This window comes from uncultured Pelagibacterium sp. (assembly GCF_963972885.1).
Lineage (GTDB): Bacteria > Pseudomonadota > Alphaproteobacteria > Rhizobiales > Devosiaceae > Pelagibacterium > Pelagibacterium nitratireducens.
Map to the genome: position 1 here is coordinate 1 of NZ_CAXAXY010000024.1, position 26,924 is coordinate 26,924.

Annotated in this window: 28 protein-coding genes; 14 read left to right on the forward strand and 14 right to left on the reverse strand. The window is 61.5% G+C overall.

What is annotated here, in order from left to right; genetic code table 11:
• Nucleotides 1-373: hypothetical protein (locus tag AACZ55_RS06150; RefSeq protein ID WP_339644225.1), on the forward strand; the 373-nt coding region annotated here is incomplete at its 5' end.
• Nucleotides 374-390: 17 nt separating this feature from the next.
• Here the strand turns inward: AACZ55_RS06150 and AACZ55_RS06155 are convergent.
• The 3 genes from AACZ55_RS06155 to AACZ55_RS06165 form a co-directional block, all read right to left on the reverse strand.
• Nucleotides 391-1,758: a HAMP domain-containing sensor histidine kinase gene (locus AACZ55_RS06155; RefSeq protein WP_339644228.1), complete on the reverse strand. Its 1,368-nt coding sequence runs from the start codon at nt 1,756-1,758 to the stop codon at nt 391-393.
• Nucleotides 1,755-2,240 (reverse strand): molybdopterin-dependent oxidoreductase, encoded by a 486-nt coding sequence (locus tag AACZ55_RS06160; RefSeq protein ID WP_339644231.1) that lies wholly within the window; start codon nt 2,238-2,240, stop codon nt 1,755-1,757. Before AACZ55_RS06160 ends, AACZ55_RS06155 begins: the two co-directional genes overlap by 4 nt.
• 211 nt (nt 2,241-2,451) lie before the next feature.
• A complete protein-coding gene (locus tag AACZ55_RS06165; protein ID WP_338608096.1) occupies nt 2,452-3,432 on the reverse strand; it encodes a hypothetical protein in 981 nt (326 codons plus the stop codon).
• A gap of 161 nt (nt 3,433-3,593) precedes the next feature.
• Between AACZ55_RS06165 and AACZ55_RS06170 the strand changes: the two genes are divergently transcribed.
• Entirely contained in the window at nt 3,594-4,679 is a 1,086-nt protein-coding gene (locus AACZ55_RS06170) for a response regulator (RefSeq protein WP_339644234.1), read from the forward strand.
• Nucleotides 4,679-5,251 (forward strand): hypothetical protein, encoded by a 573-nt coding sequence (locus tag AACZ55_RS06175; RefSeq protein ID WP_339644237.1) that lies wholly within the window; start codon nt 4,679-4,681, stop codon nt 5,249-5,251. Before AACZ55_RS06170 ends, AACZ55_RS06175 begins: the two co-directional genes overlap by 1 nt.
• Nucleotides 5,252-5,436: 185 nt before the next feature.
• Here AACZ55_RS06175 and AACZ55_RS06180 read toward each other — a convergent pair whose 3' ends face one another.
• A complete protein-coding gene (locus tag AACZ55_RS06180) occupies nt 5,437-6,411 on the reverse strand; it encodes a cation diffusion facilitator family transporter (protein WP_339644240.1) in 975 nt (324 codons plus the stop codon).
• Between the two features lie 187 nt (nt 6,412-6,598).
• Here AACZ55_RS06180 and AACZ55_RS06185 point away from each other — a divergent pair, with 187 nt between their 5' ends.
• The 9 genes from AACZ55_RS06185 (at nt 6,599) to AACZ55_RS06225 (ending at nt 15,977) form a co-directional block, all read left to right on the forward strand.
• Complete coding sequence (locus AACZ55_RS06185; RefSeq protein ID WP_339644243.1) at nt 6,599-8,131, forward strand: ABC transporter substrate-binding protein; 1,533 nt, start codon at nt 6,599-6,601, stop codon at nt 8,129-8,131.
• 152 nt (nt 8,132-8,283) lie between these two features.
• Nucleotides 8,284-9,225: an ABC transporter permease gene (locus AACZ55_RS06190; RefSeq protein ID WP_339644245.1), complete on the forward strand. Its 942-nt coding sequence runs from the start codon at nt 8,284-8,286 to the stop codon at nt 9,223-9,225.
• Entirely contained in the window at nt 9,225-10,091 is an 867-nt protein-coding gene (locus tag AACZ55_RS06195) for an ABC transporter permease (RefSeq protein ID WP_339644248.1), read from the forward strand. Before AACZ55_RS06190 ends, AACZ55_RS06195 begins: the two co-directional genes overlap by 1 nt.
• On the forward strand, nt 10,092-11,309 hold the full coding sequence (locus AACZ55_RS06200) for an amidohydrolase/deacetylase family metallohydrolase (RefSeq protein WP_339644251.1): 1,218 nt from the start codon (nt 10,092-10,094) through the stop codon (nt 11,307-11,309). It begins immediately after the preceding gene.
• Nucleotides 11,306-12,322 carry an ABC transporter ATP-binding protein gene (locus AACZ55_RS06205; protein WP_338608104.1) on the forward strand — a complete coding sequence of 339 codons (1,017 nt, stop codon included), beginning with the start codon at nt 11,306-11,308 and terminating at the stop codon, nt 12,320-12,322. Before AACZ55_RS06200 ends, AACZ55_RS06205 begins: the two co-directional genes overlap by 4 nt.
• On the forward strand, nt 12,319-13,305 hold the full coding sequence (locus tag AACZ55_RS06210) for an ABC transporter ATP-binding protein (RefSeq protein WP_339644254.1): 987 nt from the start codon (nt 12,319-12,321) through the stop codon (nt 13,303-13,305). The genes AACZ55_RS06205 and AACZ55_RS06210 overlap by 4 nt, the downstream gene beginning before the upstream one ends.
• Nucleotides 13,306-13,410: 105 nt before the next feature.
• Nucleotides 13,411-13,905, forward strand: a complete 495-nt coding sequence (locus tag AACZ55_RS06215) for a RidA family protein (RefSeq protein WP_338608106.1) — start codon at nt 13,411-13,413, stop codon at nt 13,903-13,905.
• Nucleotides 13,906-13,915: 10 nt separating this feature from the next.
• Nucleotides 13,916-15,109, forward strand: coding sequence for an aminotransferase class V-fold PLP-dependent enzyme (locus AACZ55_RS06220; protein ID WP_339644257.1), 1,194 nt, complete (start codon nt 13,916-13,918; stop codon nt 15,107-15,109).
• 73 nt (nt 15,110-15,182) lie between these two features.
• Nucleotides 15,183-15,977 (forward strand): IclR family transcriptional regulator, encoded by a 795-nt coding sequence (locus AACZ55_RS06225; protein WP_339644260.1) that lies wholly within the window; start codon nt 15,183-15,185, stop codon nt 15,975-15,977.
• A 9-nt stretch (nt 15,978-15,986) separates the two neighbouring features.
• Here AACZ55_RS06225 and AACZ55_RS06230 read toward each other — a convergent pair whose 3' ends face one another.
• From AACZ55_RS06230 to AACZ55_RS06270, 9 genes are all read right to left on the reverse strand, one after another.
• Complete coding sequence (locus AACZ55_RS06230) at nt 15,987-16,886, reverse strand: LysR family transcriptional regulator (protein WP_338610755.1); 900 nt, start codon at nt 16,884-16,886, stop codon at nt 15,987-15,989.
• Between the two features lie 33 nt (nt 16,887-16,919).
• Entirely contained in the window at nt 16,920-17,732 is an 813-nt protein-coding gene (locus AACZ55_RS06235) for a hypothetical protein (RefSeq protein WP_339644263.1), read from the reverse strand.
• On the reverse strand, nt 17,729-19,039 hold the full coding sequence (locus tag AACZ55_RS06240) for an amidase family protein (protein ID WP_339644266.1): 1,311 nt from the start codon (nt 19,037-19,039) through the stop codon (nt 17,729-17,731). The genes AACZ55_RS06235 and AACZ55_RS06240 overlap by 4 nt, the downstream gene beginning before the upstream one ends.
• 10 nt (nt 19,040-19,049) lie before the next feature.
• Complete coding sequence (locus AACZ55_RS06245; protein ID WP_339644268.1) at nt 19,050-19,748, reverse strand: DUF2848 domain-containing protein; 699 nt, start codon at nt 19,746-19,748, stop codon at nt 19,050-19,052.
• A gap of 29 nt (nt 19,749-19,777) precedes the next feature.
• Complete coding sequence (locus AACZ55_RS06250) at nt 19,778-21,055, reverse strand: TRAP transporter large permease (RefSeq protein ID WP_339644271.1); 1,278 nt, start codon at nt 21,053-21,055, stop codon at nt 19,778-19,780.
• Nucleotides 21,052-21,630, reverse strand: coding sequence for a TRAP transporter small permease (locus tag AACZ55_RS06255; protein ID WP_338608113.1), 579 nt, complete (start codon nt 21,628-21,630; stop codon nt 21,052-21,054). The genes AACZ55_RS06250 and AACZ55_RS06255 overlap by 4 nt, the downstream gene beginning before the upstream one ends.
• 22 nt (nt 21,631-21,652) lie before the next feature.
• Complete coding sequence (locus AACZ55_RS06260; protein WP_339644275.1) at nt 21,653-22,702, reverse strand: TRAP transporter substrate-binding protein; 1,050 nt, start codon at nt 22,700-22,702, stop codon at nt 21,653-21,655.
• A 60-nt stretch (nt 22,703-22,762) separates the two neighbouring features.
• Nucleotides 22,763-23,557 (reverse strand): putative hydro-lyase, encoded by a 795-nt coding sequence (locus tag AACZ55_RS06265; RefSeq protein ID WP_339644278.1) that lies wholly within the window; start codon nt 23,555-23,557, stop codon nt 22,763-22,765.
• 121 nt (nt 23,558-23,678) lie between these two features.
• A complete protein-coding gene (locus AACZ55_RS06270) occupies nt 23,679-24,224 on the reverse strand; it encodes an ureidoglycolate lyase (protein ID WP_339644281.1) in 546 nt (181 codons plus the stop codon).
• Between the two features lie 868 nt (nt 24,225-25,092).
• Between AACZ55_RS06270 and AACZ55_RS06275 the strand changes: the two genes are divergently transcribed.
• Nucleotides 25,093-25,617, forward strand: coding sequence for a YetF domain-containing protein (locus AACZ55_RS06275; protein ID WP_339644284.1), 525 nt, complete (start codon nt 25,093-25,095; stop codon nt 25,615-25,617).
• Between the two features lie 54 nt (nt 25,618-25,671).
• On the opposite strand, the gene AACZ55_RS06280 is transcribed toward AACZ55_RS06275, so the two are convergent.
• Nucleotides 25,672-26,073, reverse strand: coding sequence for a DUF1810 domain-containing protein (locus AACZ55_RS06280; RefSeq protein ID WP_339644287.1), 402 nt, complete (start codon nt 26,071-26,073; stop codon nt 25,672-25,674).
• A gap of 89 nt (nt 26,074-26,162) precedes the next feature.
• Here AACZ55_RS06280 and AACZ55_RS06285 point away from each other — a divergent pair, with 89 nt between their 5' ends.
• Nucleotides 26,163-26,918, forward strand: coding sequence for a TIGR04255 family protein (locus AACZ55_RS06285; protein WP_339644290.1), 756 nt, complete (start codon nt 26,163-26,165; stop codon nt 26,916-26,918).
• Nucleotides 26,919-26,924: the final 6 nt, after the last annotated feature.

Sequence of the window (26,924 nt, forward strand, 5' to 3'; positions counted from 1 at the left end):
AAACCCCATCAATGGGAACCGTGGCGCAAAACTGAATTTTTCACAGGCGACCAGCCTGGTCCTGGTCGGCGATGGCAGGGAACTCGAACTGAGGCCCATGCCCATCGATTATCCGAACGTGGAGATGTATGACGACTTTGGGGATTTGCCCGTCCTGGCCGCCGAGGATATCGGAATTGTCCTCGGTTGCGACGAAACGAGCCTGCGCAGGCTCGCGGGAGATGGGTTCTTCACCTCCCAGGAAGGTATCCAGGCTCCCTTTCAGGCCTATCTGTTTGCGGTTGTCGAGGGGATGCTGACCGGGCGGGTGGCCTGGACCTATGGCGGCATGACGATGCTACAGAATTTCGTCCTGGAAAAAGTCGGTGACTGACCGCAGCGAGATTTCTCTCAGGCAAAGGCCCTCGCTCTTGCGGGCTGCACGGTCGGGCCTGCCCAATCATCGGGGAGCCTGAGGGTAAAGATCGATCCGATACCGGCATGGCTCACAAACTCGAGTGCGCCGCCCAGCAATTGCGCAAGCTGGTGTGAAGTGGACAGTCCCACACCGGTGCCGGGCACGCCCTGAGCGGTGCTGGCGCGGAAAAAGCGGCTGAACAGCTTGGCCTGCTCGTCATGGGGCACGCCGATCCCACGATCCTCGACCGCGAAACGGATCTGTCTGTTTTCAGCCGTCACGCTGACCGATACGGGCTCTGTTTTCGGGGAGTATTTTACGGCATTGGATAAAAGATTGGTCAGGATCTGTTCGGCGAGAACCGGATCGGTGGTCACAGATGGCGGAACGTTGTCTGCGATACTCACGCGTATGGCGCGGCCGGGCGTTTGGGCCAGCTGGCGCGCTTTGACCCGCTCGACAAGCTCGTTTATTGCGCACTGAGCCGGCGTTGCGGTGACCTGCCCCGCCTCAAGCCTGACGACGTCGAGCGTGGCGTCGAGCAGGTTGGTCAGCCCCGCTATTTCAGCGCGAACCTGACTTGCCCTTCGGTCGATTTCGCTGCGTGGCATGGCCTTTCCGCTGCGCAGCACGCGTTGCATTGCCGAATCGATCACCGCGAGCGGTGTCCGGAACTGATGGGAAACCAGAGCCACAAAGCCGCGATAAAGTTCCGCTGTCTCGCGCTCGCGCGACAGGAACTGCCCGACGCGCTGGCGCTCGGCCATGGCACGCAGCAAGGTGAGCGAGAGGAAGATTCCCAACACAATGATCGCCACGATTGAAATGATGACCTGGCCGATGGCCGCGCGCTGGCGGTCCACGCGCGCGCCGGTGGCTTCCCATTGCCTCACCATGGATTGGTTGCCGGCGCGCCCCAGGCCCTCGATGAGCGGAGCCAGGGTTTCGTGAATGGCGATCGCCGTTTCGGCGTCCCCAAAGGACAGACCGAGTATGCGCGGTTCAAGCGCCCTCGTCTCGCGGGCCGCAGCTTCAATTTCATCAGCGAGGCCCAATTCGCCCATATAGCGCAGTTGCGGTCCCTCCGAGAGCAGGGTCAGCCTGCTGAGCACCACATTGTAGCGCCTTTCGACCTCTGCATCGGTCTGCGGGAGGCTCGTCTGGCGAGAAACGGCGGAATCGAGCAGGAGCGCCGCCGACTGGGCGCGCGATATCGCCCAGAGCATGTTGTCCCCTTCGTTCTGACGCATTTCCGCTTCGGTCTCGGCCAGCCGAAGCAAGGCAAATGCGAGAAGAATGGCAAACGCGACGATGGCAACCCCGGCTACCGCATAGGCCACGAGGTCGCGCCGCCGGGTCATTTCACGTCCAGCTCGAGGAGCTGCCAGACCCAGCGATAGTCATAGCGAATGTCCTGCAACTCGGCATGGTCATCGCGCGGATAGACGATCCAGAGCGGCCCCTTGTCGCTGGGCAGAAGGGCCTCGCCATCCATGTGGGTGGCGACCAGAACGTCGAACTGCTCGAAATCGTCCATCGGGATGTCGATGACATAATCGTTGAGCGCCGTGGCGGTCACCACCTCTCCTTGCGCTCCGACGCTTTCGAGCAGGTCGCGCATGAGAAAGCCATCGAACCGCTTTGTGCCATCGGTCACAACAGTGCTCGTTTCAAGAACGGCCGCAGGGAGAGTGGTGAGCATGGCCCGGTCAAAAACCGCCATGTCATCGCGATTGGTCCGCGATATGTTGCCGGTCATCGTGAGGACGATCTCGCCCTCGGGTGCGGCCAGTGTTTCGTCTTGCGCCCAGGCTGACGAGAGGGCCAGGGAAAACACAGACATTGCACATGCTGCCCGCAGTATCGCCAGCGCCGTTTGTCTTACCGGTGCCGCCAAGGCTGGCCGGTCGTTGTGATAGATATCGGCAAGACTATTTTGCACCATCGAGCCGCCCTCTGTTTCCTCAATGAATTTACATCAGGAAACCAGACATATGGCCTTCTGTCCACGCGAGGGTGCTGGAGGGGCGTTTTCGATGCGCCCCTTCCATGGATCAGGCCGGCGCGGTTGCCGGGTCACTCGCCCGCGGCGGCTGATAATTTTGCGCCTTTTCCTTGATCGTTCTGAATTTGCGCGAGAGGTTTTCGAGCTTTGCTTCCCATGCCGGATCGGGGAGCTGGCCTTCGATGGTCCGGAAATAGACGTCCATCATGCAGGTGATGGCGAAAGGTTCAAGCAGCGCGGCCTTGACGGCCCATGCGAACAGCAGCGCGAAGACCACACCGCCTGCCGACCAGGCGCCGGGAATGAGATAGACGGCCAGTGCCGCCGGCGCCAGCATCACCAGGAAAACGAGGAAGGAAAGCCCATAGACGATAAGGGCGAGCCACGCGGCATTTTTGAGCATGGGTTTGTAGTTCTGGGCATAAAGGACCAGCCCTGTCTGGGCGGACGCCCAGGCATTGGTGGAACCGGTGCGAATGGCGTAGGCGAGGATCACTTCATCGATAAAGCCGACCGCGATCCTCAGAAATGCCTGAAGGACCGAGACCAGTTGCTGGGCACCTGGGATGGGCAGGATGCTTACAATGCCGCGGACCAGTCCGGTGATGGCACGCAGCACGCCTTTGATGAGTTGATCGACCCCGAAAAGCACGCTTGCCTGTGCAAACCGTTGAGAGACCTCCTCGCGCGCATAAGCGATCTGCGAGCGGCCCTGGGGCATCTGCTGGCCGTCAAGCAGCTTGATCAACACGGCGATATGACCTGCCTTGACGATATAGAGGATATATTCGCGCAGCAGATACATGATTGCAGCCGTGAGGCCGAAGCCGATAAGACCACCCCAAAAGGTCGTGCCGGCCCTGAACCCTTCATCGCCGAAGCCGCCAATGCCCCAGCCGATTCCGGCCCCGGTTCCAGTCGCCAGAACATAGGCGACAGCCACGCCGAAATAGACAGCCACGCGCAGCAATACAAACGGCAGCGTCTTGAGCATCAGCCCCAAGGCGCGCCCGACCGAGAAATCCCACATGTGCCCTGACTCCGCTTCCGGTTTGATCCGGCCATAACCCTAGTGTGTCGAACTTGGATCGTCCCCGTTCGTTTGCAGGGGGAGCAAGGGTTGGAATTGAACTAGAGTTGGTGTGAACTGATCTTGGGCATGATCCTTTGCCGGCAGGGAGGCTATCGCAATTGATCGAATCCGCGAGCAGGGTGAAAAAAGCCATCTTGTGCATCGAAGACGAGCATCACTTGCGACAGGACCTCATCGAGGAGCTGTCGGCAGCGGGGTATGCGGCGTTCGGGGCGTCCGACGGGCGCGAGGCCCTGGCCGTGCTCGAATCAAGAAAGCCTGACCTCATCCTGTGCGATATTTCGATGCCGCACCTCGATGGGTTTACGTTTCTTGATACGGTTCGCGCCAATCGCCCAGACCTGGCCGATGTGCCGCTGGTCTTTCTGACGGCCCTCGACCAACGCCAATCGGTCATAGCCGGAAAGCTGGCCGGTGCGGACGACTATCTGGTCAAACCCATCGACTACGATCTCTTGCTCGCCACGATCAAGGCCCGCCTCGGGCAGGTCGAGCGCATGGACCAAAAGGCCGAGCGCAACATTGCGGCGCTGCGCAAGGCCCTGAGCAGTCCGGCAGCGGAGCGGCGTTCGGGAATCGAACGCATCCTCGATATGTTGTCGTTCGGCGTGGTCGTCGCATCTCGGTCCCGGATCACCTTCGTAAATCGGGCGGCCATGGAGATGGAGGATACCAACGATAGCCTCATCGCTGGCGGGGCGCTTCGGGCCGGCTCGGCGGTGCTCAATACGGAGCTGAAAGCCCTTATTGAAACCGCGTGTGCCGCAGCAGCGGGTGGAGAGGACTTTCTTGCGAGCCATTGTGTCTCACGGCAATCGAGCCCGCAGGACCTTCTCTTGACCGTCTGTTCTCTTCCCGAACCGGGTCCTCCCGGTTCACCGGAGCACCTTGCCGTCGTCTTCATCTCCGACCCCAGCCGTCGGCCGGACGTGTCCAATGTTGTGTTGGCCGATCTTTTCGGGTTGACCCCGACCGAGGCCGAGGTCGCCCGGGCCCTGGCCAGCGGGCGACGGACCGACGAGATCGCCAGGGATATGGCGATCTCGGCAACCACTGTGGCGTTTCATCTGCGGAACCTGTTTGACAAGACGGGGACCCGCCGCCAGGCCGATCTTGTCGCACTGATCCTTACCGGCCTTGCTTCGATCGGCCCGGCCCAAGTGCCCAGCCGAGCGGCCGTCTAATGGGAGTGTGGCCCAGCATAGCTGCACTTGCCGCGGCGATGGTGGCTCTGCCAGCGACGGCAATCGCACAGAACTGGCACAGCGCATACACCGATCTCAATCTGGAGCGTTGCACGATTGTGCAGCAGGCAGACCTCTCAACCGATTTTGCCTGCGCCGGGTGGGACGGTTTCCCCGTTCTGGTGCGATACGGAGAGCATCGGGTCTTTGTTTCCTACGGGTCCGACGCCAGGGACGAGATGGTTTGGCAGCAAAGTGTGCCGAGCATAAACCAGACGGGAGAAACCCTTGAATGGTTGCTCACTGACGGGCAGCGCCCGGTGGCAACGATCCTGCGCTACTTCATCGACCGCAGCGAGATCGGGGGGCCTGACGAACAGGTGCTCGTTGTCACCAAGATTGAGCGGGGCAATACCTGCCACCTCGCCTATATCGACGCCCGCCGAAACACCGAGGCAAACCAAATGGCCCGCGAGGCGGCCCGCGACCTTGTCCCCGGTTGGGATTGCGAAACGATGCCGGCAAGGTCTGTCGGCATCATGGGTGTCACCGGCTTTTCTCAAGCTCGGTGATCCGCACACCCGGTTCTCTTTGGCTGCGTGGGCGGGCCTGAATTGGCCCTCTCGTGCTCAAGGGATTTTTATGTGCACCGCCCCGATTCTGACGAACCGAAACGTCGATCCTGCACTGCAGGAAAAGAGCGGGACGGCGTCAGATGACTTGTGGAGGAGATTGACCGGTTGCCGGCTTTCAGGGGTCAGTCGTGATGGGCGGGCTCGGCCAAGGGACAGTCTTTTGGGTGGTTTGCCCAATTGATTTCCACAGTGGCATGGCCGATGTCGTAGCGTTGGGCGAGGGTCTTTTTCACGCGCTCTGAAATCGTGCGGTAGTCGGCTCCGGGCTTGAGCGAGACTTCCAGGGTCGCGGCGGGCTTGCCTGAGGTGATCGACCAGACATGGACGTGAGAGACATCCTCGATGTCTTGTACCGTTTCGAGCACATGGGCGCGCAGCGCGTCGATCTCGATGTTGCCCGGTGTTCCTTCCATAAGGATCTGAACGGCATTGCGCAAAAGCGCCCAGGCGGCGCGCAGGATCAGGACCGAGAGCAGTACCGACAGGATCGGATCGATCGGCGTCCAGCCGGTGAAATAGATCACCGCCGCTGCAACGATCGCGGCCACCGAGCCCAGCAGATCGCCAAGGACGTGCAGCAGGGCGCCGCGAATGTTGACGTGGTTGGTGTCGCCCTGCCGGAGCATGAAAAAGACGGCAATATTGACCACAAGCCCGAGCACGGCGACCACCATCATGGGCCCGGCCAGAACCGGGTGAGGCATGAACAGGCGCTGGATGGCCTCGTAGGTGATCCAGACAACCAGTGCAAAGAGCGTTATGGCGTTGACGAAACCGGCAAGCACCTCGAAACGCATATAGCCGAAAGTGCGCTTTGAATCCGAGAGCTTGCGGCCGAACCTGAACCCCGCCCAGGCGAGCGCCAATGCCGCCGCATCGGTCAGCATGTGCCCGGCATCGGCCACCAGCGCCAATGAGCCCGACAGGATGCCACCGATCAGTTCGGCCACCATAAAGCCGGCGGTCAGGGCGAATCCGGCAAGGACCACGCGTTCATTATTCTCGCCGACCTGGGGCGCATGGCTGTGGTGCCCATCGCCATGGTTATGGCCGGCGTGATCGTGGCTGTGGTTTGCGTCGCTTTGGTTGCTGGTCATCGCCTGTCAAATTTCCGGTAAGGTCATTTGTTCCAACATATCAATATATATTCATTTGTAAATATGAAATGCGCCGTCCACGCCTGAGAATTTCTGAGACTTGACGCATGGTCAACGCTCTGCTCTCATAACAGAACAATGATATGTATTACATAACTATGTATCATTGAACAAAGGGAGCATCGTTATGAAGACTTTTCTCAAGGCAGCGGCCATCGCTGCCCTGGCCGGTATCTCATTGCCAAGTTTTGCGCTTGCGCAGACCGAAGGTGGCACGATCGACGTGGCCACCATTGGCGAACCGCCAACCCTCGACCCCATGACATCGACCGCCGATCTGGTCGGCATCATCACCCAGCACATGTTTGAAACGCTCTATACGTTCGACGCCAACTGGGCCGTCGTGCCGCTGCTGGCGGCGGACATGCCCGAGATTTCCGAAGACGGCACGGTCTATACCATCGCGTTGCGCGAAGGCGTGACGTTCCATGACGGCTCGGACATGACCGCCGAGGACGTTGTCGCATCGCTCGAGCGCTGGCTGCGCGTTGCCAGCCGCGGCATGCAGACAGCGGAGACCGTCGAGAGCGTCGAGGCCGTGGACGATTACACAGTGCAGATCACACTGAGCGGGCCCTATGCGCCGCTTTTGTCCCTGTTGTCGCTCAACAATTCGGCGGCCATTGTCATTCCGTCCGAAATCGCCGGCGAAGACGTCATGGAAGATTTCGTCGGCACCGGCCCCTATCAGTTGGCCGAACGCCGCCCGGATCAATATATCCAGCTTACCCGGTTCGACGACTACGCATCGCGGGACGAAGAGTCCAATGGCTATGGCGGCGGGCGTCATCAGTATCTCGATGAAATCCGGTTCGTTCCCGTCCCCGATCCCAACACCCGTATCGAGGGCGCTGTTGCGGGTCAGTTCGATTATGTCGATTCCATCGCCGTGGAAGCCTATGACCGCATCGCTTCTGGCAATACCGAGCCGGTGATGCTGGCCCCCTTCGGCTGGCCGGTGTTCGTCATGAACACCGCCCAAGGCGTCAATTCCGATATCGCAGTGCGCAAGGCCATCCAGGCGGCGCTTGCGCCGCAGGACATGCTGTTGGCCGCGTTCGGGTCGGAGGATTTCTTTACCGCCGACGGGGCGATGTATCCTGAAGGCTATGTCTGGCATACCGAGGCGGGCACCGAACCCTACAAGCCCATGGGCGACACGGAACTGGCCATCGAGCTTCTCGAAGATTCGTCCTATGACGGTTCGCCGCTGCGGATCCTGACCTCGCGCCAGTACGAGTTCCATTACACGATGGCCCAGGTGGCCGAAGCCTATCTCGAAGCGGCCGGGTTCGATGTGCAACTCGATGTCGTGGAATGGGCAACGCTGACCCAGAGGCGCACCGATCCGGCGCTGTGGGACATCTACATCACCCACTCGCCCTTCCTGCCCGAACCATCGCTGACCGGCATCATGTCGGACTCCTCGCCCGGCTGGTGGGTGTCCGACGCCAAGCATGAAGCGCTGGGCGCTTTCAACGCCGAGGCCGATCCCGATGCCCGTGTTGAACTCTGGGCGGCGGTGCAGGAAGCGATCTACGAGGAAGTGCCAGCCTTCAAGGTCGGCAATTTCAATGCGGTTGCTGCCCAATCGCCTGCCCTCGAGGGCATGAACCCGGCGCCATGGCCCTATTTCTGGAACGCCTGGCTCGAACAATAAGCAATCCTCCCACGGGTGCCGGCTTTGCCTGTCCTCCTGACAAAGGCGGCGCCCGGGGAGATCTCGAAGGGAGGGACGGCCAGCGATGTCCCATTGCCAGTCCTTTCCGGCACGGCCATCCTTCCCTTCGCGTCCTTTTTGAAAGTCGTTCCATGCTTGGCGCTGCGCTCAACAGATTGATCGGCATGCTCACGGTGATGGCCATCGTCGTGACGATTGTCTTTATCATTGTCCGGGTGACCCCGGGCGATCCGGCCGCGGTCATGCTCGGTCCCGATGCCACTGCGGCCGATGTCGAGGCGCTGCGCCAACGGCTGGGGCTGGATGGCACGATCCTCGAGCAGTTCATCTCCTATGTCGCAGGCATTTTTCGCGGCGATCTCGGCCAGTCGATCTTTCTCGGTCAGCCGGTGACAACCGCGCTGTGGATGCGGGCCGAGCCGACCTTTTTCCTCACCATCTTTTCGCTGGCCATCGCAACGGTGATCGCCCTGCCGATCGGGGTGGCTTCGGCCTATTGGCGCGGTTCGTGGTTCGATCAGGTGATGACCTCGCTTGCCATGTTCGCGGCTTCGGTTCCCAGTTTCTGGCTGGGGCTGATCTTTATCCAGACCTTCGCGGTGAGCCTTGGCTGGTTTCCGACCTCGGGTTATGGCGGGCCATATTCGCCGCTGGGCGAGCGGCTCTATCACCTCGTGCTGCCCGCAACCACGCTGGGGATCGTCTCCTCGGCGCTGATCATGCGCTTTACCCGCGCCTCAATGCTTGACGTGCTCAACGATGATTATGTGCGCACGGCGCGCTCCAAGGGTATGAGCGAATGGCGGGTTGTGGTCCGTCACGCGCTCAAGAATGCGCTGATCCCCATTCTCACTGTTGTCGGGCTGACGGCGGCGCTGCTGATTTCAGGCGCCATCGTCACCGAGACGGTGTTCGCTCTGCCCGGCGTCGGCAATCTAATCGTTTCGGCGGTGTTGCGACGCGATTATCCGGTCATCCAGGGGGCGCTGCTGATCGTTGCCGGGCTCTATGTTCTGGTCAATTTCGTTATCGACATGCTCTATCTGCTCGTCGATCCGCGTGTGAGGTATTGATGGCCGCGCTCGCTTCTCCTGCACAGGGCAAATCACCCAATCTCTTGATCCGCCTTCTGGCGAGACCGACCGCGGCGGCCGGGCTGATCGTCATTACGCTGGTGGTGCTGGCCGCAATCTTTGCGCCGCTGCTTACGCCCCATAGCCCGAGCCAGCTTTCGATCGTCAACCGGCTGACCGCGCCCAATAGCCAGTTCTGGCTGGGCACGGACGAATTGGGCCGCGATATCCTGACACGCGTTCTCTATGCCGGGCAGACCTCGCTTTCGGTGGCCTTTTCGGTTGTTATCGTCTCCTCGCTGATCGGCATCGTTCTCGGGCTCGTGGCCGGGTTCTTCCGCAAGGCCGACGCGCCGGTCTCGCGGGTGATCGACGCGATGATGGCGTTTCCCGATATCTTATTGGCCATTGCGCTGGTCGCGGCGCTGGGCGCTTCGGCGTTCAACGTGGTTCTGGCATTGGGGATCGTTTACGCGCCGCGCATGGCGCGGGTGGTGCGCGCCTCGACGCTGGTGATCCGCGAGTTGCCCTATGTGGAGGCGGCCCGCGCGCTGGCAGTGCCGACCCCGGTCATTCTCGTGCGGCACGTTCTGCGCAACGTCACCTCGCCGCTTCTCGTGCAGGGCACCTTCATTTTCGCGCAGGCCATTCTGGCCGAAGCGGGACTGTCGTTTCTCGGCGTTGGGATTTCGCCAGACATCCCGACCTGGGGGACGATGATTTCGGCTGGCCGCCAGTTCATGAATTCGGCAAGCTGGCTGCTGTTTTATCCGGGCCTTGCCATCGTCGTCACCGTGCTGGCGCTCCAGCTTTTGGGCGACGGCTTGCGCGACCTCCTCGACCCCCGTCTTGCAAAGGACATCTAAATGATCGGCAACCAGTTTTCTCTCGCCGAAAAGCCGCTTCTGATCCGCAATGCAAAGCCTGTCGGGTTCGCCGGCGTCAAGGCCCCGGCACTCGATATTCTTGTCGGCACAGACGGGAAGATCATCGAGACAGGAACAACCATTGCCGTGCCCGACGATGCCGAAATCCTCGATGCCGGGGGCAGTTATCTTTCGGCGGGCTGGACCGATATCCATACCCATATCTGGTATGGCGGCACCGATATTTCGCTTAGGCCCGAACAATGCGGCGCCCGGCACGGAGTGACCACGATGGTCGATGCCGGGTCGGCGGGCGAAGCCAATTTTCATGGCCTGCGCGAATTGATGATCGAGCCGGCCCTCGAAAATGTCTATGCGTTCTTGAATATCGGCTCGATCGGTCTTGTGGCCTGCAACCGGGTGACCGAGCTTCAGGACATGCGCTCGATCGATATCGACCGGATCGCGGCGACCGTCGAGGCCAATCGCGACGTGATCGTTGGGCTCAAGGTGCGGGCCAGCGCGGTGATTTCCGGTGGCTGGGATCTGGTGCCGGTCAAGCTGGCCAAAAAGCTCGGCCGGGTGCTCAAGCTGCCGATCATGGTGCATGTGGGCGAACCGCCCCCGCTTTACGATGACATTCTTTCGCTGCTGACCGAAGGCGACATCGTCACCCACTGTTTCAACGGCAAGGTGGGTGGATCGATCCTCGAGGACGACGATCTTTACGCTCTCGTCGAGGATGCCGCTGCGCGCGGTGTGGTGCTCGATGTCGGACATGGGGGGGCGTCGTTTTCGTTCGAGGTGGCCAAGGCGGCGCTGGAAAAGAACATGCTGCCCCAAACCATTTCGACCGATCTGCACAACCGCTCAATGGATGGCGCGGTCTGGGACATGGGCACCACGATGTCCAAACTGCTCTCGCTGGGCATGGGGTTCGAACAGGTGATTCACGCGGCGACCATCGCCCCGCGCAAGGCGATCAGGTGCGATCACACCGACCTTCTGGCCAAAGGCAAACCGGCGGAATTTACGATATTCGATCTCGAAAAGAGCGACATCGAGGTCAAGGATTCCAAGGGCATCACGTCGACGCTGCACGAGATTTTCGAGCCACGTCATGCCATCCTTGGGGCGCGGGCCATCGCCGCGCATCGCTACCAACCGGCGCCGGGCACCCAGCTTGCCAACTGCCCTCATTGCGGGTGGGCGCTATGAGAGAACTCGCCCCCGATACGATCCTTTCGGTGCGCGATCTGCGCACCTGGTTTACGACCAGACGGTTGACCGCCAAGGCCGTGGACGGGGTGACGTTCGAGCTCAAACGCGGCCAGACGCTGGCCGTGGTCGGCGAGTCGGGGTCGGGGAAATCAGTAACCTCGCTTTCGATCATGGGGCTCCTGTCGCGTCCCGGCGCAATCGAAAGTGGAGAGGTGCTGTTCCGGGATTCAAAGGGCATCGTCCACGATCTGGCCAGAACCTCGCAACGGGGGTTTCGCAAGCTGCGCGGCCGGGAGATCGCCATGATCTTTCAGGAGCCCATGACCAGTCTCAACCCGCTCTATACAGTGGGTGAGCAGATCGGGGAAATGATCGCACTGCACGACAATATCGGGCGCGATGAGACCCGCAAGCGGGCGCTTGAAATGCTCGGGCATGTGGAAATTCCCGATGCGGCCAACCGGCTCGACGACTATCCGCACCAGATGTCGGGCGGCATGCGCCAACGGGTAATGATTGCCATGGCTCTGGCCTGCAATCCCTCGCTTTTGATTGCCGACGAACCCACAACGGCGCTCGACGTCACCATCCAGGCGCAGATTCTCGATCTGTTGCGCCGACTGCAGTCCCAGTTCGGCATGTCGATTTTGTTCATCACCCACAATCTGGGGGTGGTGGCGGAAATCGCCCATGAGGTGGTGGTGATGTATGCCGGGCGCGTTGTGGAACAGGCGCCGGTCATCCCATTGTTTCAAAAACAAAAGCATCCCTATACCGAAGGGCTTCTGGCCTGCACGCCCAATGCGGAGCGTGATCTGGACCCCGATGGGGAGCGCAGGGCGCTTTATTCCATTCCCGGCTCGGTTCCGCCGATCACGGCCCTGCCGGCGGGCTGCGCTTTCGAGCCACGCTGCCGCTACGCGATTTCCGCGTGTACGACCATCCCGCCCCAACTCGAAAGCGCCGGTTCCGGTCGACTGTCGCGCTGCCTGAGGAGTTCGGAAATATGAGCGTTGCAATGGAAACGGTGCCTCCGCTGCTGGCTATAGAAGGGTTGGTCAAACGTTTTACGGGCCGGGGCGGCAGGACCGTCCATGCCGTCGAAGATGTCAGCTTTTCGATCAAGCGCGGCACGACGGTCGGACTGGTCGGTGAATCGGGATCGGGCAAGACGACGGCAGGCCGCACCCTGTTGCGGCTGATCGAGCCGACGGGTGGCAAGGCTGTGTTTGACGGTGTCGATATTTTTGCGCTCTCCGAGCGTGACATGCGGGCCTACCGCCAGCGCATGCAGATCATTTTCCAGGACCCGTTTTCCTCGCTCAATCCGCGCATGCGGGTCGAAGCGATCCTTGGGGAGGCGCTGGATGCCTGCAATTATCCCAAGGGTGAAAAACGCAAGGACCGGGTTGCAGAGCTTTTGACGCTTGTGGGCCTTGCGCCCGAACATGGAAAGCGCTTTCCACACGAATTTTCCGGCGGCCAGCGCCAGCGCATCGGGATTGCCCGGGCGCTCGCCGTGGAGCCTGAATTCGTGGTGGCCGACGAGCCGGTTTCCGCGCTCGACGTCTCGGTGCAGGCGCAGGTTCTCAACCTTCTGAGCGACCTGCAGAAGCGGTTGGGGCTGACGCTGCTGTTCATCGCCCATGATCTTTCGGTCGTTGAATATCTGTGCGACGAGGTTGTGGTGATGTATCTGGGGCGCGTCATGGAACGGGGACCGTCGCGAGCGGTCTATGCCGATCCGCGCCATCCCTATACCAGGGCGCTTCTGGCGACGGCGCCTATTCCCGATCCGACGCGGCGGCGCGAGCATGTCCCCCTGGCCGGAGACATCCCCAGCCCGATCAACCCGCCATCGGGGTGCGTGTTCCGCACCCGCTGCCCGCATGCCATCGCGGCGTGTGCCGAGACCATCCCGCCCACCGACCATCTCGGCGGTGACCACCACGTTGCCTGTATCCGCCACAATGAATTGGCCCAGGCCTCCTAGAGCCCACGCCCGATCGAACCGGGTTTAGGGCACCAGGAGTTTTGTTTTGTCGTGCGATCTCGCCGGAAAAGTCTTTTCCCGATCGCATTCTAACTGGAGTTTCCCATGACTGTCTCCGAGGCGAAAAAGCGCGCGGATCAAGGCCCCTACGACCGGCTGGCCGCACTGGGGCTGAGCTTGCCTCCGGCCGCGCCGCCGATCGCCAACTTCGTCACCCACGTGATCGAAGGCAATATGCTCTATCTCTCGGGTCAGGGTCCGACCTATCCCGATGGCCGGCGGCATTCGGGAAAAGTGGGCGATACCGTCTCGACCGAGGAGGCCTATGAACACGCCAAGCTAACCGGGCTCAACCTGATTGCCGTGATGGCCGAGGCGCTGGGCGATCTGGGCCGAGTGCGCCGTATCGTCAAGGTTCTGGGCATGGTCAATGCGACGCCCGATTTTACCGAGCACCCCCAGGTCATCAATGGCTGCTCGGACCTGTTCAATGCCGTATTTGCCGAAAAGGGTATCCATGCCCGCTCCGCTGTCGGCTTTTCCTCGCTCCCCAACGCGATCACGGTGGAAATCGAAGCCATCGTCGCCATAGACAATTGAGTACGCCCCAATGACCGATATCCGCAAAACGCTTGGCCTGCGCCCCGTCATCAACTGCTCGGGGACCATGACGTCTCTGGGCGCCTCGATCGTCGTGCCACACGCCGTCGAGACCGTGGCTGCGGTCCTCTCGCAGTGGACCGAAATGTCCGATCTGCAGCGCATCGCTTCGCGCACCATTGCAAGACTGACCGGGGCGGAAGCGGGATGCGTGACGGCGTCCTGTTCTGCAGCCATCACGCTGGCCTGCGCCGCCGCGATGACCGGCAAGGATCTGGCCGCCATCGAGAGGCTGCCCGATGCGAGCGGGCTCAAGGACGAAATCGTGATCCAGACCGGGCACATGGTCTCCTATGGCGCGCCGGTGGAACAGGGCATCCGGTTGTCCGGTGCCAGGGTGGTGCCGGTGGGCCAGGCGACCAGCGCGCATGCCTACCAATTGGCCGGAGCCATCACCGACAAGACAGCGGCGGCGGTTTATGTGATTTCGCACCACGTTGTCGATTACGGGCAGATTCCGCTCGAAACGTTCTGCGAGGTTGCCCATGAAAAGGGCGTGCCGGTGATCGTGGACGCGGCATCCGAATACGATCTGGAGAAATTCCTGAACGCTGGCGCCGATCTGGTGCTTTATTCGGGACACAAGTTTCTGGGCGGTCCGACATCGGGGATTGTGGCGGGCAACAGGGATTTCGTTGCGGCGTGCTATTTGCAGAACCGAGGCGTGGGTCGCGGCATGAAGGTGGGCAAGGAAGGCGTGGCGGGCGCTATTGCAGCGCTTGAGGCCTGGGAAACGCGCGACCACGCCGGGATCAGGGCGCGTGAGCAAAAGGCGCTTGATCTCTGGCAGTCGACGCTGGAGGGCCGCGCCGGCATCACGGCCATCATCGACCCCGATCCCACCGACAACCCGCTCGACCGGCTCAAGGTATTGGTGGACCCCGAGGGCGCCAACATTTCGGCCTGGGATCTTGCCGACCGGATGGCGCAGGGGGCCAGGCCGGTGATCGTGCGCGACCACGAGGTCGAGCACAATTACTTCTATCTCGACCCCTGCAACCTGCACCCCGACGAAGAATTCGTCGTCGCCGAGCGGCTAACCGAGGAACTCGATGCGGCGCGCAAATCCAATACGCCGATCGTTTCCGATTTGCGGCTGCGCGTGCTGGCGCAGGAAAAGGCCATTCTCAACTGGCCCGACTGAGGACGCTGTATTTGCGCGCCGGAGAGAATAATGCAAACTGAACCCGGCGCGGCACTCATGGGAGGATCGCCAAATGAGCACATTGGAAACATCCAAGGACGCGGTGAAGACCAAACGCACGCGGACGAGTGCGCTCGACCGCATCCTGCAGGTGCTCGATTTCCTCCAGAGCAATGACGCGCCGGCTACCGCCTATGAAATCGCCCGCGCCGTGGGGGCGCCGCTTTCAACGGTCTATACGCTGGTCGAGGATCTTGTCGAAAAGGACATGCTGGACCGGTTCGAGGATGGGACGTTGTGGTTCGGGCACCGGCTCTATCATTACGGGCTGACCTATGCCCGCCACGTCGATCTCCTGACCGCCGCCAATCACGAAATGAGCGACCTTGCGCTCGCCTCCGGCGAGACCGTGCAGATATGCGGGCGCGATGGCGATTTCATGGTGGTGCTGGGGATGGTCGACGGGCCCGACCATTTCCAGGTCGCCTCGCAGGTTGGCAGCCGCACGCCACTCAACTGGTCGGCGTCAGGGCGCTTGCTTGTCGGGCATCTTCGCGAGGACGAGCGGCGCGCGATTTTCTCGCATGCCAGTTGCCCCTCACCAACCGGCCGGGCCGAAACCGATATCGAAATTCTCACGGCCACATCACGCCAGGCGCTTGATGCCGGGCTTTCGATACAAGCCGGGGAGTCGGCCTATTCGATTGCCTGTATAGCAGCTCCGATCCTCGATACGGCGGGCACCTGCCGGGCGACCATTTCCATTGTGGTGCCCGACCAGAAGGTCGAGCAGACCGATCCCGATCTCAAGGAGTTGGTGCGCTCAAGTGCGATCAACATCGCCAGACGTCTGGGGTGGTCGCGCTGATCGGCGTTATCAGGCCGGAGCGAACGCCGTGCGGTTGGCGGTAACCCGAGTGGCGATATCGACGACAAGTTCGGTGGCCAGCGTATCGGGGGATTCGAGCCAGCTTGCGCAAAAGGTCAGTTGCGGCATGGCAATGTCGGTCCTGATGAGTTCGAGCCGGCCGGCGTTGAGCTCGGCTTCGACAAGCTCATAGGGGATGACCGCGACCCCGATCCCCTCTAGCGCCAGATGCACGACCGTCGCCATAGACGCACTGGCGTGGAGCTTGATGGCAGGAAGATCGGGGCGGTTGAACAGGGATTTGACCAGTTCGTAGGGCTGGGTCTTGCGCGCGAAGGTGATGAGCGGGAATTGGGCAAGATCATAAACGGTGGCCGGGTTGGGGACGTTGAGCGCGGGGCTGGCGATAAAGCCCAAAGGATATTCGCACAGCAGCCGATTGCGCAGCAGCGGGGCGCTTAGAGGACCGAGCAGGAAGGCGATATCGATTTCCTGGGCCAGAAGGCGGTTGCGCAGCGAAGGGGAAATATCGACCTCGATTTCCACCGACAGGTGGGGATAGGCGCGGCTGACCTCCTTGATGAAATGGGGCAGCCATGTGTGAACGATGGTTTCGGCGACCCCGAGACGGATGACGCCGCGGATGGCCGATGCATCGCGCAGGGCGGCCAGCATTTCGGCGCGCATGGCGATCATCTTTTCAGCATAGGCGAGCAATTGCCGGCCCGGCGCTGTTGGCGTGATGTTGCGGGTCTCCCGGGTCAGGAGTTTGGCGCCGATCTCTTCTTCGAGCTGGGCGATGCGGTGGGAGATGGCGGGCTGGGTCGTGTTGAGTTTTTGCGCCGCGCCACGAAAGCTGCCCAGCGAAACCACCCACACGAAGGTTTCCAGTCCCTTGAAATCAACCATCGGCATCCCGTTTCTTGAACTCGCAGCTGGGGTTCACAATGCGCGGAACCGGGCACCCAGTGCAAGCTGGCGGGTCAGTTGCGTCATCACAGCGGTCAGCACCAGCGATGCTGCAAGCGCGGAAAGATAGGCGGGCCATGGCGGCAGCACCAGCAGCGTGGCCGACAGCACGCCGCTAAAGGTTGCCAGGCTTGCGACGCCCAAGAGACCGGCAAAGGCCGTGCGACCAGCCATGGTGCTGCCGTGATCGAGATTGAGCGAGAGCAGGATCACGCAAAAGCCGATGGGAAAGCCCAGAAGCGCACCCGCCAGCGCCGGGCCGAGCGCAGGCGAGAGCAGCGTTACAACACCCACGAGAATGCCGGCGGCAACGCCACGGACGACCAGGGCGGGCCAGCGCGTCGGCGTTGCAACAGGGGCAAGCGGGAGAACAAGATTTTTGCCGACCAGCCGGGCGAAAACGGTTGCGGCGACAAAGATCAGGGCACCCAGCACGAGATGGTGGGGCACAAGCGAGAGCGGCACGGCGAAGACACACCAGGCGGCGATGGCCAAAATGGTTGCGCCGAGCGGGCCGACTGTACGCGCCGACCAGAGATAGGCGAACAGAAAGCCCTGGGTGGCAATCATCGAAAAGAGCGTCCCGGCGGCCATGTCGGAGACGAAGAGCGGGTGTTGATCGCGCACGAGAAAGAAAAAGCCCGGCGCCAGAACGATGGGCAAGCCAGCCAAAACCCCGCCAATGGCCGGTCCGAGCCGGGCAGCAGACCAGGCGATGAAGACAACCACAAAGCCGGTTGCTGTCGCCCGGATGAAGAACTCGGCCCAAAGGCCCCAATCTGTCATGATGCCAGGAGGGTCTGGATGTGTTCAGCGATGTTCAGAACCGTCCAGTCATCCCCGCCGGGCGCAAAAATCATCAGGCCGGTGGCGAGGGGCTGGCCGGCGTGCATGGGCACCGTGGCAGCGCACCCATCGAGGAAATTGATGGCCGAGGGATTGCGCAGCATCAGGCCGTTGAGGCGGTCGAAATCGGCCTCCACATCGGCAATCAACGGCGCGACCGTCGGCAGCGTTGGTGCGATGAACACATCGTAATTTTCCGCCTGCGCCGAAAACGCGGCGATAGCAGCTGCCCTTTGAGCGCGAGCATCTGCCTCATCGTTGGGCGCGAAACTTTCGGCGGCGCGGATGCGGCGCAGGACGTGGGGATCGCCCTCGGTTTCCATGCGAGCCAGATGGTCGGCATGAATGCGATGCGCTTCCGAAGCAACGATGATGCGGTTGACGTTTCCGAAGCCCTCGAGCATGGGCAGCTCGATATCGGAAAGGATAAGTCGGGCGGCGGAAAGCCGCTCTATGGCGCGCTGAAAATCGGCGGCGACCTGAGTGTCGAGCCCTTCAGTCAGAATGCCGTTTGCCACGCCGATGCGCGGATTTTCGCCGTTTTGTGGCGATGCAACAGTGGCGGAAAGGATGGCATGTGCCGCGCTGCATTGTTTGATCGTTATGGCCAGCGGGCCAATGCTGTCATAGCTCTGGGACAGCGGGAACGCACCATCGAGCGGCACCGCGGACTGGCTGGGCTTAAAGCCGCACAATCCGTTGAGCGCTGCGGGAATACGAACCGATCCGCCGGTGTCCGATCCCAGTGCGACATCGGCGATGCCCAGGGCAACCGATAATGCACCGCCAGAGGTTGAGCCGCCGGAAATCCGGGCAGGATCGAAGATATTTCCCGGATTGCCAAAGTGCGGGTTGAGGCCGACGCCCGAATAGGCAAATTCCGACATGGCGGTGCGTCCGCATCCGACGGCCCCGGCAGCCCGCAGGCGCTCGACGGCGATGGCATCGCGGCTGGCCGGTTCGCCATCGGCGAGAATGGTTGAGCCGGCCGAGGTCACCTGCCCTTTTTCGTCGAAGAGATCCTTGATCGACACCATGATGCCGGCCAGAAGCCCTGCCCTGCGCTCGGCGTCGCCATCGAGCGCCCTGGCTTCAGACATGATCCGATCAGCATCGAACCGGGTGAAGATGGTTTGCAGGACTGACGGCTCCACGTTCATGGCCGTGTCTATGGCGCGGCGGGCGCGATCCTCGGCGCGGAAGGTGATGCCACCAGAATTGCTGCGGAGCGGTGAGATGTCGATCATGGCGGGCTTCCTACGAAATAACGGGCAGGGTCCTTGTTTCGTAGCAGTGTTCGATGGTGCGGCCCAGCACGGGATCAGTCATTTCCATGCGGAAAAACCGGGCCGGGCGCACGCCGCCGGAAAGGACCGCGAAGGTGCCGCACATCATGGCGGTGCCGGGCTCCAACCGCGACGGGGATGCGGCAGAGGGCGAGGCATCGATCAATTCGATGAGCGGGCGGATGGAAGCCAGCGTGCCCTCCTGATAGGGGATCCAGGCCGCGTTTTCATCGTCGCGGATGAAAGATCGGATGGCGATTTGGTCGAGGTGGGAAACAACTTCGTCAAAAGCCCACAGTGCGGGGGCCGTGGGCTTGGCGCAGATCTGCTTGGAGAGAGCCACCGAGTGGGTTTCGAGCTGGCGGTCGGTGTGGTCGGAGCCAAGCCCGAGATAGAGCTTTTTTCCGTCATCGATCACCAGCGGCTCGGCTTCGCCCGAACCGGTTGCATCGACAGTTTCCATTGCCTCGTCGGTGGTGACCAGGCCTGCAGCGACGCGGTAGAACAGCGGCACGGCGCTGGGCGGGGGAACGCCGATGGCTTCCAGTTCTGCAATATGGTGATTGACGGCATCGGTGTTGCGGCCCGTCCAGCCGGCAATGATGGCGCGTTCTATTGTGATGGTGACAGGTTCTGCGCCGGCCACGGCGAAGGTCAATGTATTGGGCATTATTGCGCCTTTGGAAAATCGGCGGCCGATCAGGCCGGAGCGAAGACAAGAGCGATGGCGGGGAACGCAACGAGCAGAGCGATCATCACCAGCATGACAAAAACAAACGGGATGGCGCCGACCATGACGTCGCCCAGCCGCCCCTCCTTGCGGGCGCCCTGCACGACGTAAAGGTTGAGACCGACAGGGGGCGTAATCAGCGCCATTTCGATCAGGACGATCAAAAGGATGCCGAACCAGACCTTGTCGAACCCCATCTCCACGATGATCGGCACGACAATGGGGATGGTTGCGATCATCAGCGCCAGGGTTTCGATGAAAAAGCCCAGGACGATGTACATCAGAATAATGACCAGCAGCATGCCGTATGGGCCGAGGCCCATGCCTTCGAGGAAGGTGGTGAGCTGGCGGCCGAGCCCGGTGGCGCCGAGCGCGTAGTTCAGGAAATAGGCGCCTACGATCACAAACATGACCATGGAGGTGGTGCGGATGGTGCCCAGCAGCGCCTCGCGCATGTTTTCGATGGTCAAGGCGCCATAGAACGCGGCGATGACCATGGCCATGGCGACGCCGACGGCGGCGGCTTCGGTGGGTGTGGCCCAGCCGGTATAGATCGAGCCGATAATGACGGCGAAGACCAGGAGCACCGGAATGAGATGGGGCAGGCCGGCGAGCCGTTCACGCCACGTAAAATGCCGGCTGGGGCCACCGAGATCGGGCCTGATCGAGCAGATGATGGCGGTGATGGCCATAAAGCCGAGGGCCATGAGCAGGCCGGGGACGATGCCGGCCATGAACAATTGGGGCACCGAGGTCTGGGTAAGAAAGCCGTAAACGATCAGATTGATCGAGGGCGGCAGCAGGATGCCCAGCGCACCACCCGCGGCGATGGCTCCGGCAAAGAGCCGCTGGTCATAACCCTGCTTTTTGGCCTGCGGCATGGCGACCGTTGCCACTGTCGCCGCGGTCGCGACCGAAGAGCCCGATGTTGCCGAAAACATTGTCGCGGTGCCGATATTGGCGTGGACCAGCCCGCCGGGCAGCCAGGAAAACCAGGCATCGAGGGTTGCATAGGTGCGCTCGGCAATGCCGGCGCGCACAAGGATTTCGCCCAGCAGGACAAAGAGTGGGATGGCGATCAAAAGGAAGCTGTCGGACGAGGAATAAACCATCTGGCCCAGACCGCGAATGAGCGGCAGGGGCGCAAAGAAGGCATCGAGGCCGAAACCGAGAAGGAACAGGGCCGCACCGACGGGAATGGACAGCGCGAGAAGGACGGCAAGGCCGATGGCGACGTACCAGATCATGAAGCCTCTCCCGTCTCGGACACGATGCCCGAAAGATCGTTGATAAGGCCCCATTGACGCCCGAGGGTAAGTATCAGCGTGCAACCGAGCAGCGTGGCCGACGTGATGGTGAGCCAGGCCCAGCCGGCAAACCAGACGATCTGGGGTATCCACAACTCGATGGCCAACGGTGTGTTGGAGCGCGAACCGCGGGCGATCGATTTGGCAAGAACGTCATAGGCATAAAACGAGACCAACGCGGCAACGAACAGGACGCTGGCCAGCGCAAGGATATCGAAAGCCGCCCGCCCGGGGGCGGGCAGCTTGGCATAGACGAGGTCGATGCGCACATGGGCGCGCTCGACCAGGGCGTAGGCAAAGCCCCAGGTGGCAATGCCGGCCATCACATAGCCGGAAAGCTCATCGGCGCCGCCGATCCTGAACAGCGATATGCGCCGGCCAAGCACCTCGAGAAGAATGAGGGCGACAGCAACCAGCAGGACCACACCGCAGATCAACGCGATACTGCGGTTGAGGGTTTTCATCAGTGCTGCCAGGCGCATCACCCTGGCTGGCATGGATCCGTTGTCTGGCATTTTTGTCGCCCCTTTTCGCGATTTACTGGGCGATCGAGACGTTGAGGGCTGCGCCCACTGTCTCGTTCCAGCGGGTGGCCCAATCGCTGCCGGCGCGTTCGGCCCAATCGGGGAGGATCGAATCCTCGAGGACGGCCAGCGCCTGCGCCTTGTCCTCTTCGGAGAGCTCGACCAGCGTCATGGACGCAGGTGCGCCCGCTTCACATTCGCCGCCGGTGAGGCAGGCGATATCGCGGTCGAGTGCGCCACCGGCGTCGGCCCAGGCGGGTTCTTCGAATTCGGTTGCGATCTGGTCTTCAAGAAAAGTCTGGACGGCGGGGTCGAGCGCATTCCAGGCGTCGAGATTGACAGCGGTGATGACCGGGTCCCAGCCGCCGAGCGGGAGATTGACCAGATGTGTCGATGATTCGTACCAGCCCGAGGCATAGCCCGAACCCGCACCGGTAACCGCGCAATCGATGACGCCGCGTTCGAGCGCGCCGGGGACTTCGGAAAACGCCATGGTGATGCCTTCGGCGCCCAGTGCTTCGAGGAACAGCGACGTCATGCGGCCAGAGCCACGGATCTTTTTGCCTTCAAGATCGGCAAGACCACTGATCTCGGCGTTGCAGAAGACGATCTGCGGGGGATAGGGGGCGATGGCGAGCATGTGGGAATTGAAGCGGGTTTCCATGATCTCGGCAACCATGGGCTTGGCCGCTTCGGTCATGGCGTAGGCCGTTTCGGCATCGGTGGCGATGAGGGGGACATCGAGGCCTTCAAGCTCGGGGGCATCGGCGACTGTGTAATCGCCAACCGTCATGCCGATCTCGAACACGCCATCGCCGAGCATGCGGAAGACGTCGGCGCCGGCAACGCCCATCTGATCGAAGGTGGTCATGTTGACGGTAATCGCTCCGCCCGAGGCCTCGGGGACGGTTTCTTCCCAGAAGCTGCGCTCGAACTGCTGGTAGAGCGGCAGGTTGGACCAGCTGCCGACCACGTTGAGGGTGGTTTCAGGCAGGTCCTGGGCGAGGGCCGCGGCGGGGGCCAGGGCGATGGAGGCGAGGAGGAGAGGTCTTAGCGCTTTCATTTCAGTTCCCTTTGCGTTGGTTGATCATGCCGCTTGTGCGGTCTTTTTGCATGTCCGGTCTCAGCCGATATCGGCCCTGAGATCGGTGACGAGCATGTGCCCGGGTTCGTGGGTTATGGCGATGGGCGGCCTTGCATGGCGGATGGCCGATTGGGGGGTGACGCCGCAGGCCCAGAAGACCGGGACGTCGCCATCATGGATATCGGGGGCATCGCCGAAATCGGGGGCCGTAATGTCGGAGATGCCGATGGCTGCAGCGTCGCCGAGGTGGACGGGGGCGCCGTGGGCTTGCGGCAGATAGGACGAGAGGACGATGGCGCGGATGGCGTCGGCCGGGGTGAAGGGGCGCATGGAGACGACCATGGGACCGCCGAAGGGGCCGGCACGCTCGGTCTGGATGTTGGTGCGATACATGGGCACGTTGCGGCCGGCGTCGATATGGCGGACGGGGATGGCGGCGCGCAGGAGGGCGGTTTCGAAGGAAAACGAGCAGCCAAGAACGAAGGTCACGAAATCATCGCGCCAGAGGGCGTTGAGGTCGGTGAGGGCTTCGGCGGGTTCACCGTCGCGGAAGACGCGGTAGCGGGGGACGTCGGTGCGGATGTCGATATCGGCGCCGAGGGTGGGGAGAGAAGGGTCGCCGGGTTCGGAGACGCCGAGAATGGGGGCGGGCTTGGGGTTGCGGGTGCAATAGCGCAGGAAATCATCGGCCAGGGCGCGGGGCAGGATGACGATATTGCCCTGCTGGAAGCCCTGCGCCAGCCCGGAGGTCGGACGATCCCACAATCCGGCGCGGCAGGCGGCGCGCAGGGCGGCGCCGGTATCGAAACGCTGGAGGGTGGCGGCATCATCCATCAAGGGCTGTTCCCGTCTGCGGTGCGCGGCGAAGCGATCACCAGATCTGATGGGTTCAGTTAAGCGCCTTGATGGGCGATGAGTCGAATTTTAGTTTTTGATCGATCCCGATCAATTGGATTTATCGGTTTTGTCCGATTTCGATCGATGGGACGATATCGGCATAGCGGCTTTCGGTGAGCGGGGCGCCGGTCTTAAGGTGGCCGACGAGGTCTTTTGTGGTCGAAGCGCGGGTGAGCATGGCGCAGGTGACATCGCCGGCAAGAACGCGGGTGGCGTGCCAGCAGTTTTGAGCCATGACGACCCCCTGCCCCGGGGCGATGGCGAAGGCCTTTAGCGTTTGCGGGTCGGGCGTGCCGTCGGGGGCGGAGCGGGCGACGATGTGGACGATGGTGCCGGTGAGGGGAATGAGGGCCTGTTGGGTTGCCGTGTGGGCTTCGAGCCGGGCAATGGCGGGATCGGGGCTGCGATAGACCACCCAGAGGATTTCGGTTTCCGCCTCGCCGGAGGCAAAGCCGTGCTCGTGCCAGAAATCGGAGGCGGGGGAGAAAAAGCCGGTGTCGGGGGTGTGGCGGGCGGCGAAACCGAGCGCGGTGCCATAGAGGGCGAAGGCGTCTGGCGTGAGGGGTTCGATGGAGATCATCCGGGGACCGATAAGATTGGACATGGTGCGCAGGATGAGACCTTCGCCCGCGCATGCCAAGTCCCCCGACGGCGATATTGCCTCGGTTTTTGATGGGATGAACGGCATGGGGCGATGAACGCTCCGCACTGTATTTTTTGTATATGAAGCGTCCATCGCCCCATGCGCTCCGGGTTTTGGGCTGTACGTTCCCTCGCTCAGGGACACGTTCGTCCCTGTCGGTGTTGCGGGCCGAACTAAAGCCAGCCTCGCGGAAGTGGAACGCTCGCCTCCGGCAGGACGACTCCCGCCGAACCAGAGCCAAACCCGCCAAACGTTCGTCGCGCTTTCGTCCATCAACCGGGTTCGTGAGAGCGAGTATGGGGCAAGGGGAGAACCCGGGGATAAGTTTGTCCCACCCGCCTCTCCTCTCCGTCTGGACGTCATCCTGGGGCCGGGAACCTGCTGCATCGGGGAGCCGGAAAGGGTTGAGGAACCTTGAGAGGGCGGCGCGCCCCACTCCTGCTGCGCTGGAAGAAGCCTCGCGGATCCCCGGGTCAAGCCCGAGGATGACGATGGGGGTGGGGTAAGCGGTGAGGATGGAGCCGCGCGGGGTAGGACCGAGGGCCACGGTGGGGGCAAGACAAACGGTGGGGTGGGAAACGAGAGCACGGTCAAGCCCGAGGATGACGCCCAGGGGTGGACTGAATGTTTGGTGATGGAGCCGAGAGCGTGACCCTCCCCATCGCTGTCCCGGACCTGATCGGGGACCCAGCAGCCTTGCCGCCCCTCCGGTGCGTGAGGAGAGGTACATGGGCCTTGACGTGCGCCGGGGCAGCGCGGGTGGGGGCAGGAGCGGAGGGAACGGGAGGGGCCGGTCGGCATTGGCGAAGACAGGCACAAGGAGGCGGTGATGTTTTTTGATGGATGGGACGATCTGGTGCGGCTGGTGGTGATCGGGGTGCTGTCCTATGTGGGGCTGGTCATCATCCTGCGGGCCACGGGCAAGCGCACGCTTTCGAAAATGAACGCGTTTGACCTGGTGATCACCGTGGCGCTGGGGTCGACCCTGTCTTCGGCGCTGCTCAGCCAGGACGTTTCGCTCTCGGAAGGGCTGTTGGCGTTCGTCCTTTTATGCGCGCTGCAATATGGGGTGACGTTCCTCTCGGTGCGATCGGACGCCGTGCAGGGGTTCGTGAAGGCCGAGCCGAGCCTTTTGTATTTCAAGGGGCGGTATCTGGACCGGCACCTCAAGCGCGAGCGGGTGACGCGCGAGGAAATTCTGGCGGCCATGCGGGCGAGCGGCGCGGGATCGCTGGGCGATGTCGAGGCCGTGGTGCTGGAAACCGACGGATCGTTTTCGGTGGTCAGAACGCTGGGGGACGATAAGGGCGCCATGGATACCGTGGAAGGGATGGCGGAGCAATCGGGGGCGTGAGGGCTGCCCGATTGCGATGGGTGACATTGGAGGGTGGGGCGGCGCCCTGCCCGATTAGATGCGCTTGAGGGTTTCGGGATCGTCCTTGCCGTCAAAGAACGTGTCCAGCGCCTGCCGGAATTCGGGCTGGTCGGGGGCGGCGTGGGCGAAAAGGGTCATTGACGAGCGGAACTTGAGATCATCCGGGGCGCCGAAGATGGCGTTGGCGGATTTTTCGGGATGGGCGAGGACGGCGCGGGTGCAGTCGAGCAGGCGCGGGCCGAGGATTTCGTGGGCGAGATAGGCGCGCGCTTCGTCCAGAGAGCCGAGCGCGTAGCGCTGGCTCATGGCGCTCATGCCCAGCCCGGCGATCTGCGGGAAGATGAACCACATCCAATGGGTGCGCTTGTGGCCGGCGCGGAGTTCGGCGAGGGCGGTTTCGTAGATGGGGGCTTGGGCGGTGAGGAAGTGGTTCACAGACAGTATGGGTTCGCAATTTTGCTTGCACAATTGAATTTCATACCGATCTATTTTATTCACCAAGCTGAAAAATATGTGATCGTTCTGTGAATGAACGAAATTCTGGTGAACTTGCCAATATGAACCCCTACCGCAAAGCACCAATCGTTGAGGCGGTCTTGGACTTCTCCTTTGTTTCCACGCTCTCAGCGCGAGAGATGGAAAGGTTGCGGGACAAGCTAAAGAAGCGCTTTCCAGCAATTAAGGACAGATTAAATATAGAGGTCGAGGTTAGAGATGCTCGCGCGGCCGCCAGAGCAACACCACACGGATTTCAAATGAACGCCGCAAATGGCTCAGATGCAGTCATTGTTCGGCCGGACGGATTTTCAAATATTCGGCTCGCTCCATATGTTAGCTGGGCTGAATTTGAAAAAAAATCTCGGGAAAATTATAAAATACTTACTGAATTGCTTGGCCACCTTTCTGTGAAACGAATAGGACTCAGATATATTAACCGAATAGACGTTCCTGATGAGGAAATTATAGGAAAAGAACTAAACGTATTGTTTTCTTGCTTTATTCCTCAAATGGCAAACTGCATCCAAGACCTCTTTACGTTCGAAAGCTCCGGTAGAATTTCGGAGGACGCGACGAAACATGCCGTCAACTACCGTATTGCATCAACGACGCCAGCCCTAATCGATCATCAATCCTTCATGTTAGACATTGATGCATTTTGCGAATCTCTTGACCTTGGCAAATCAGAAAAACTCTGGTCGACTGTTAACGAATTACGCACTGCTAAGAACAATATATTCGAAAGCACCATTACTGAAAAAGTGAGAGCTCTATTTAAATGACCTCGC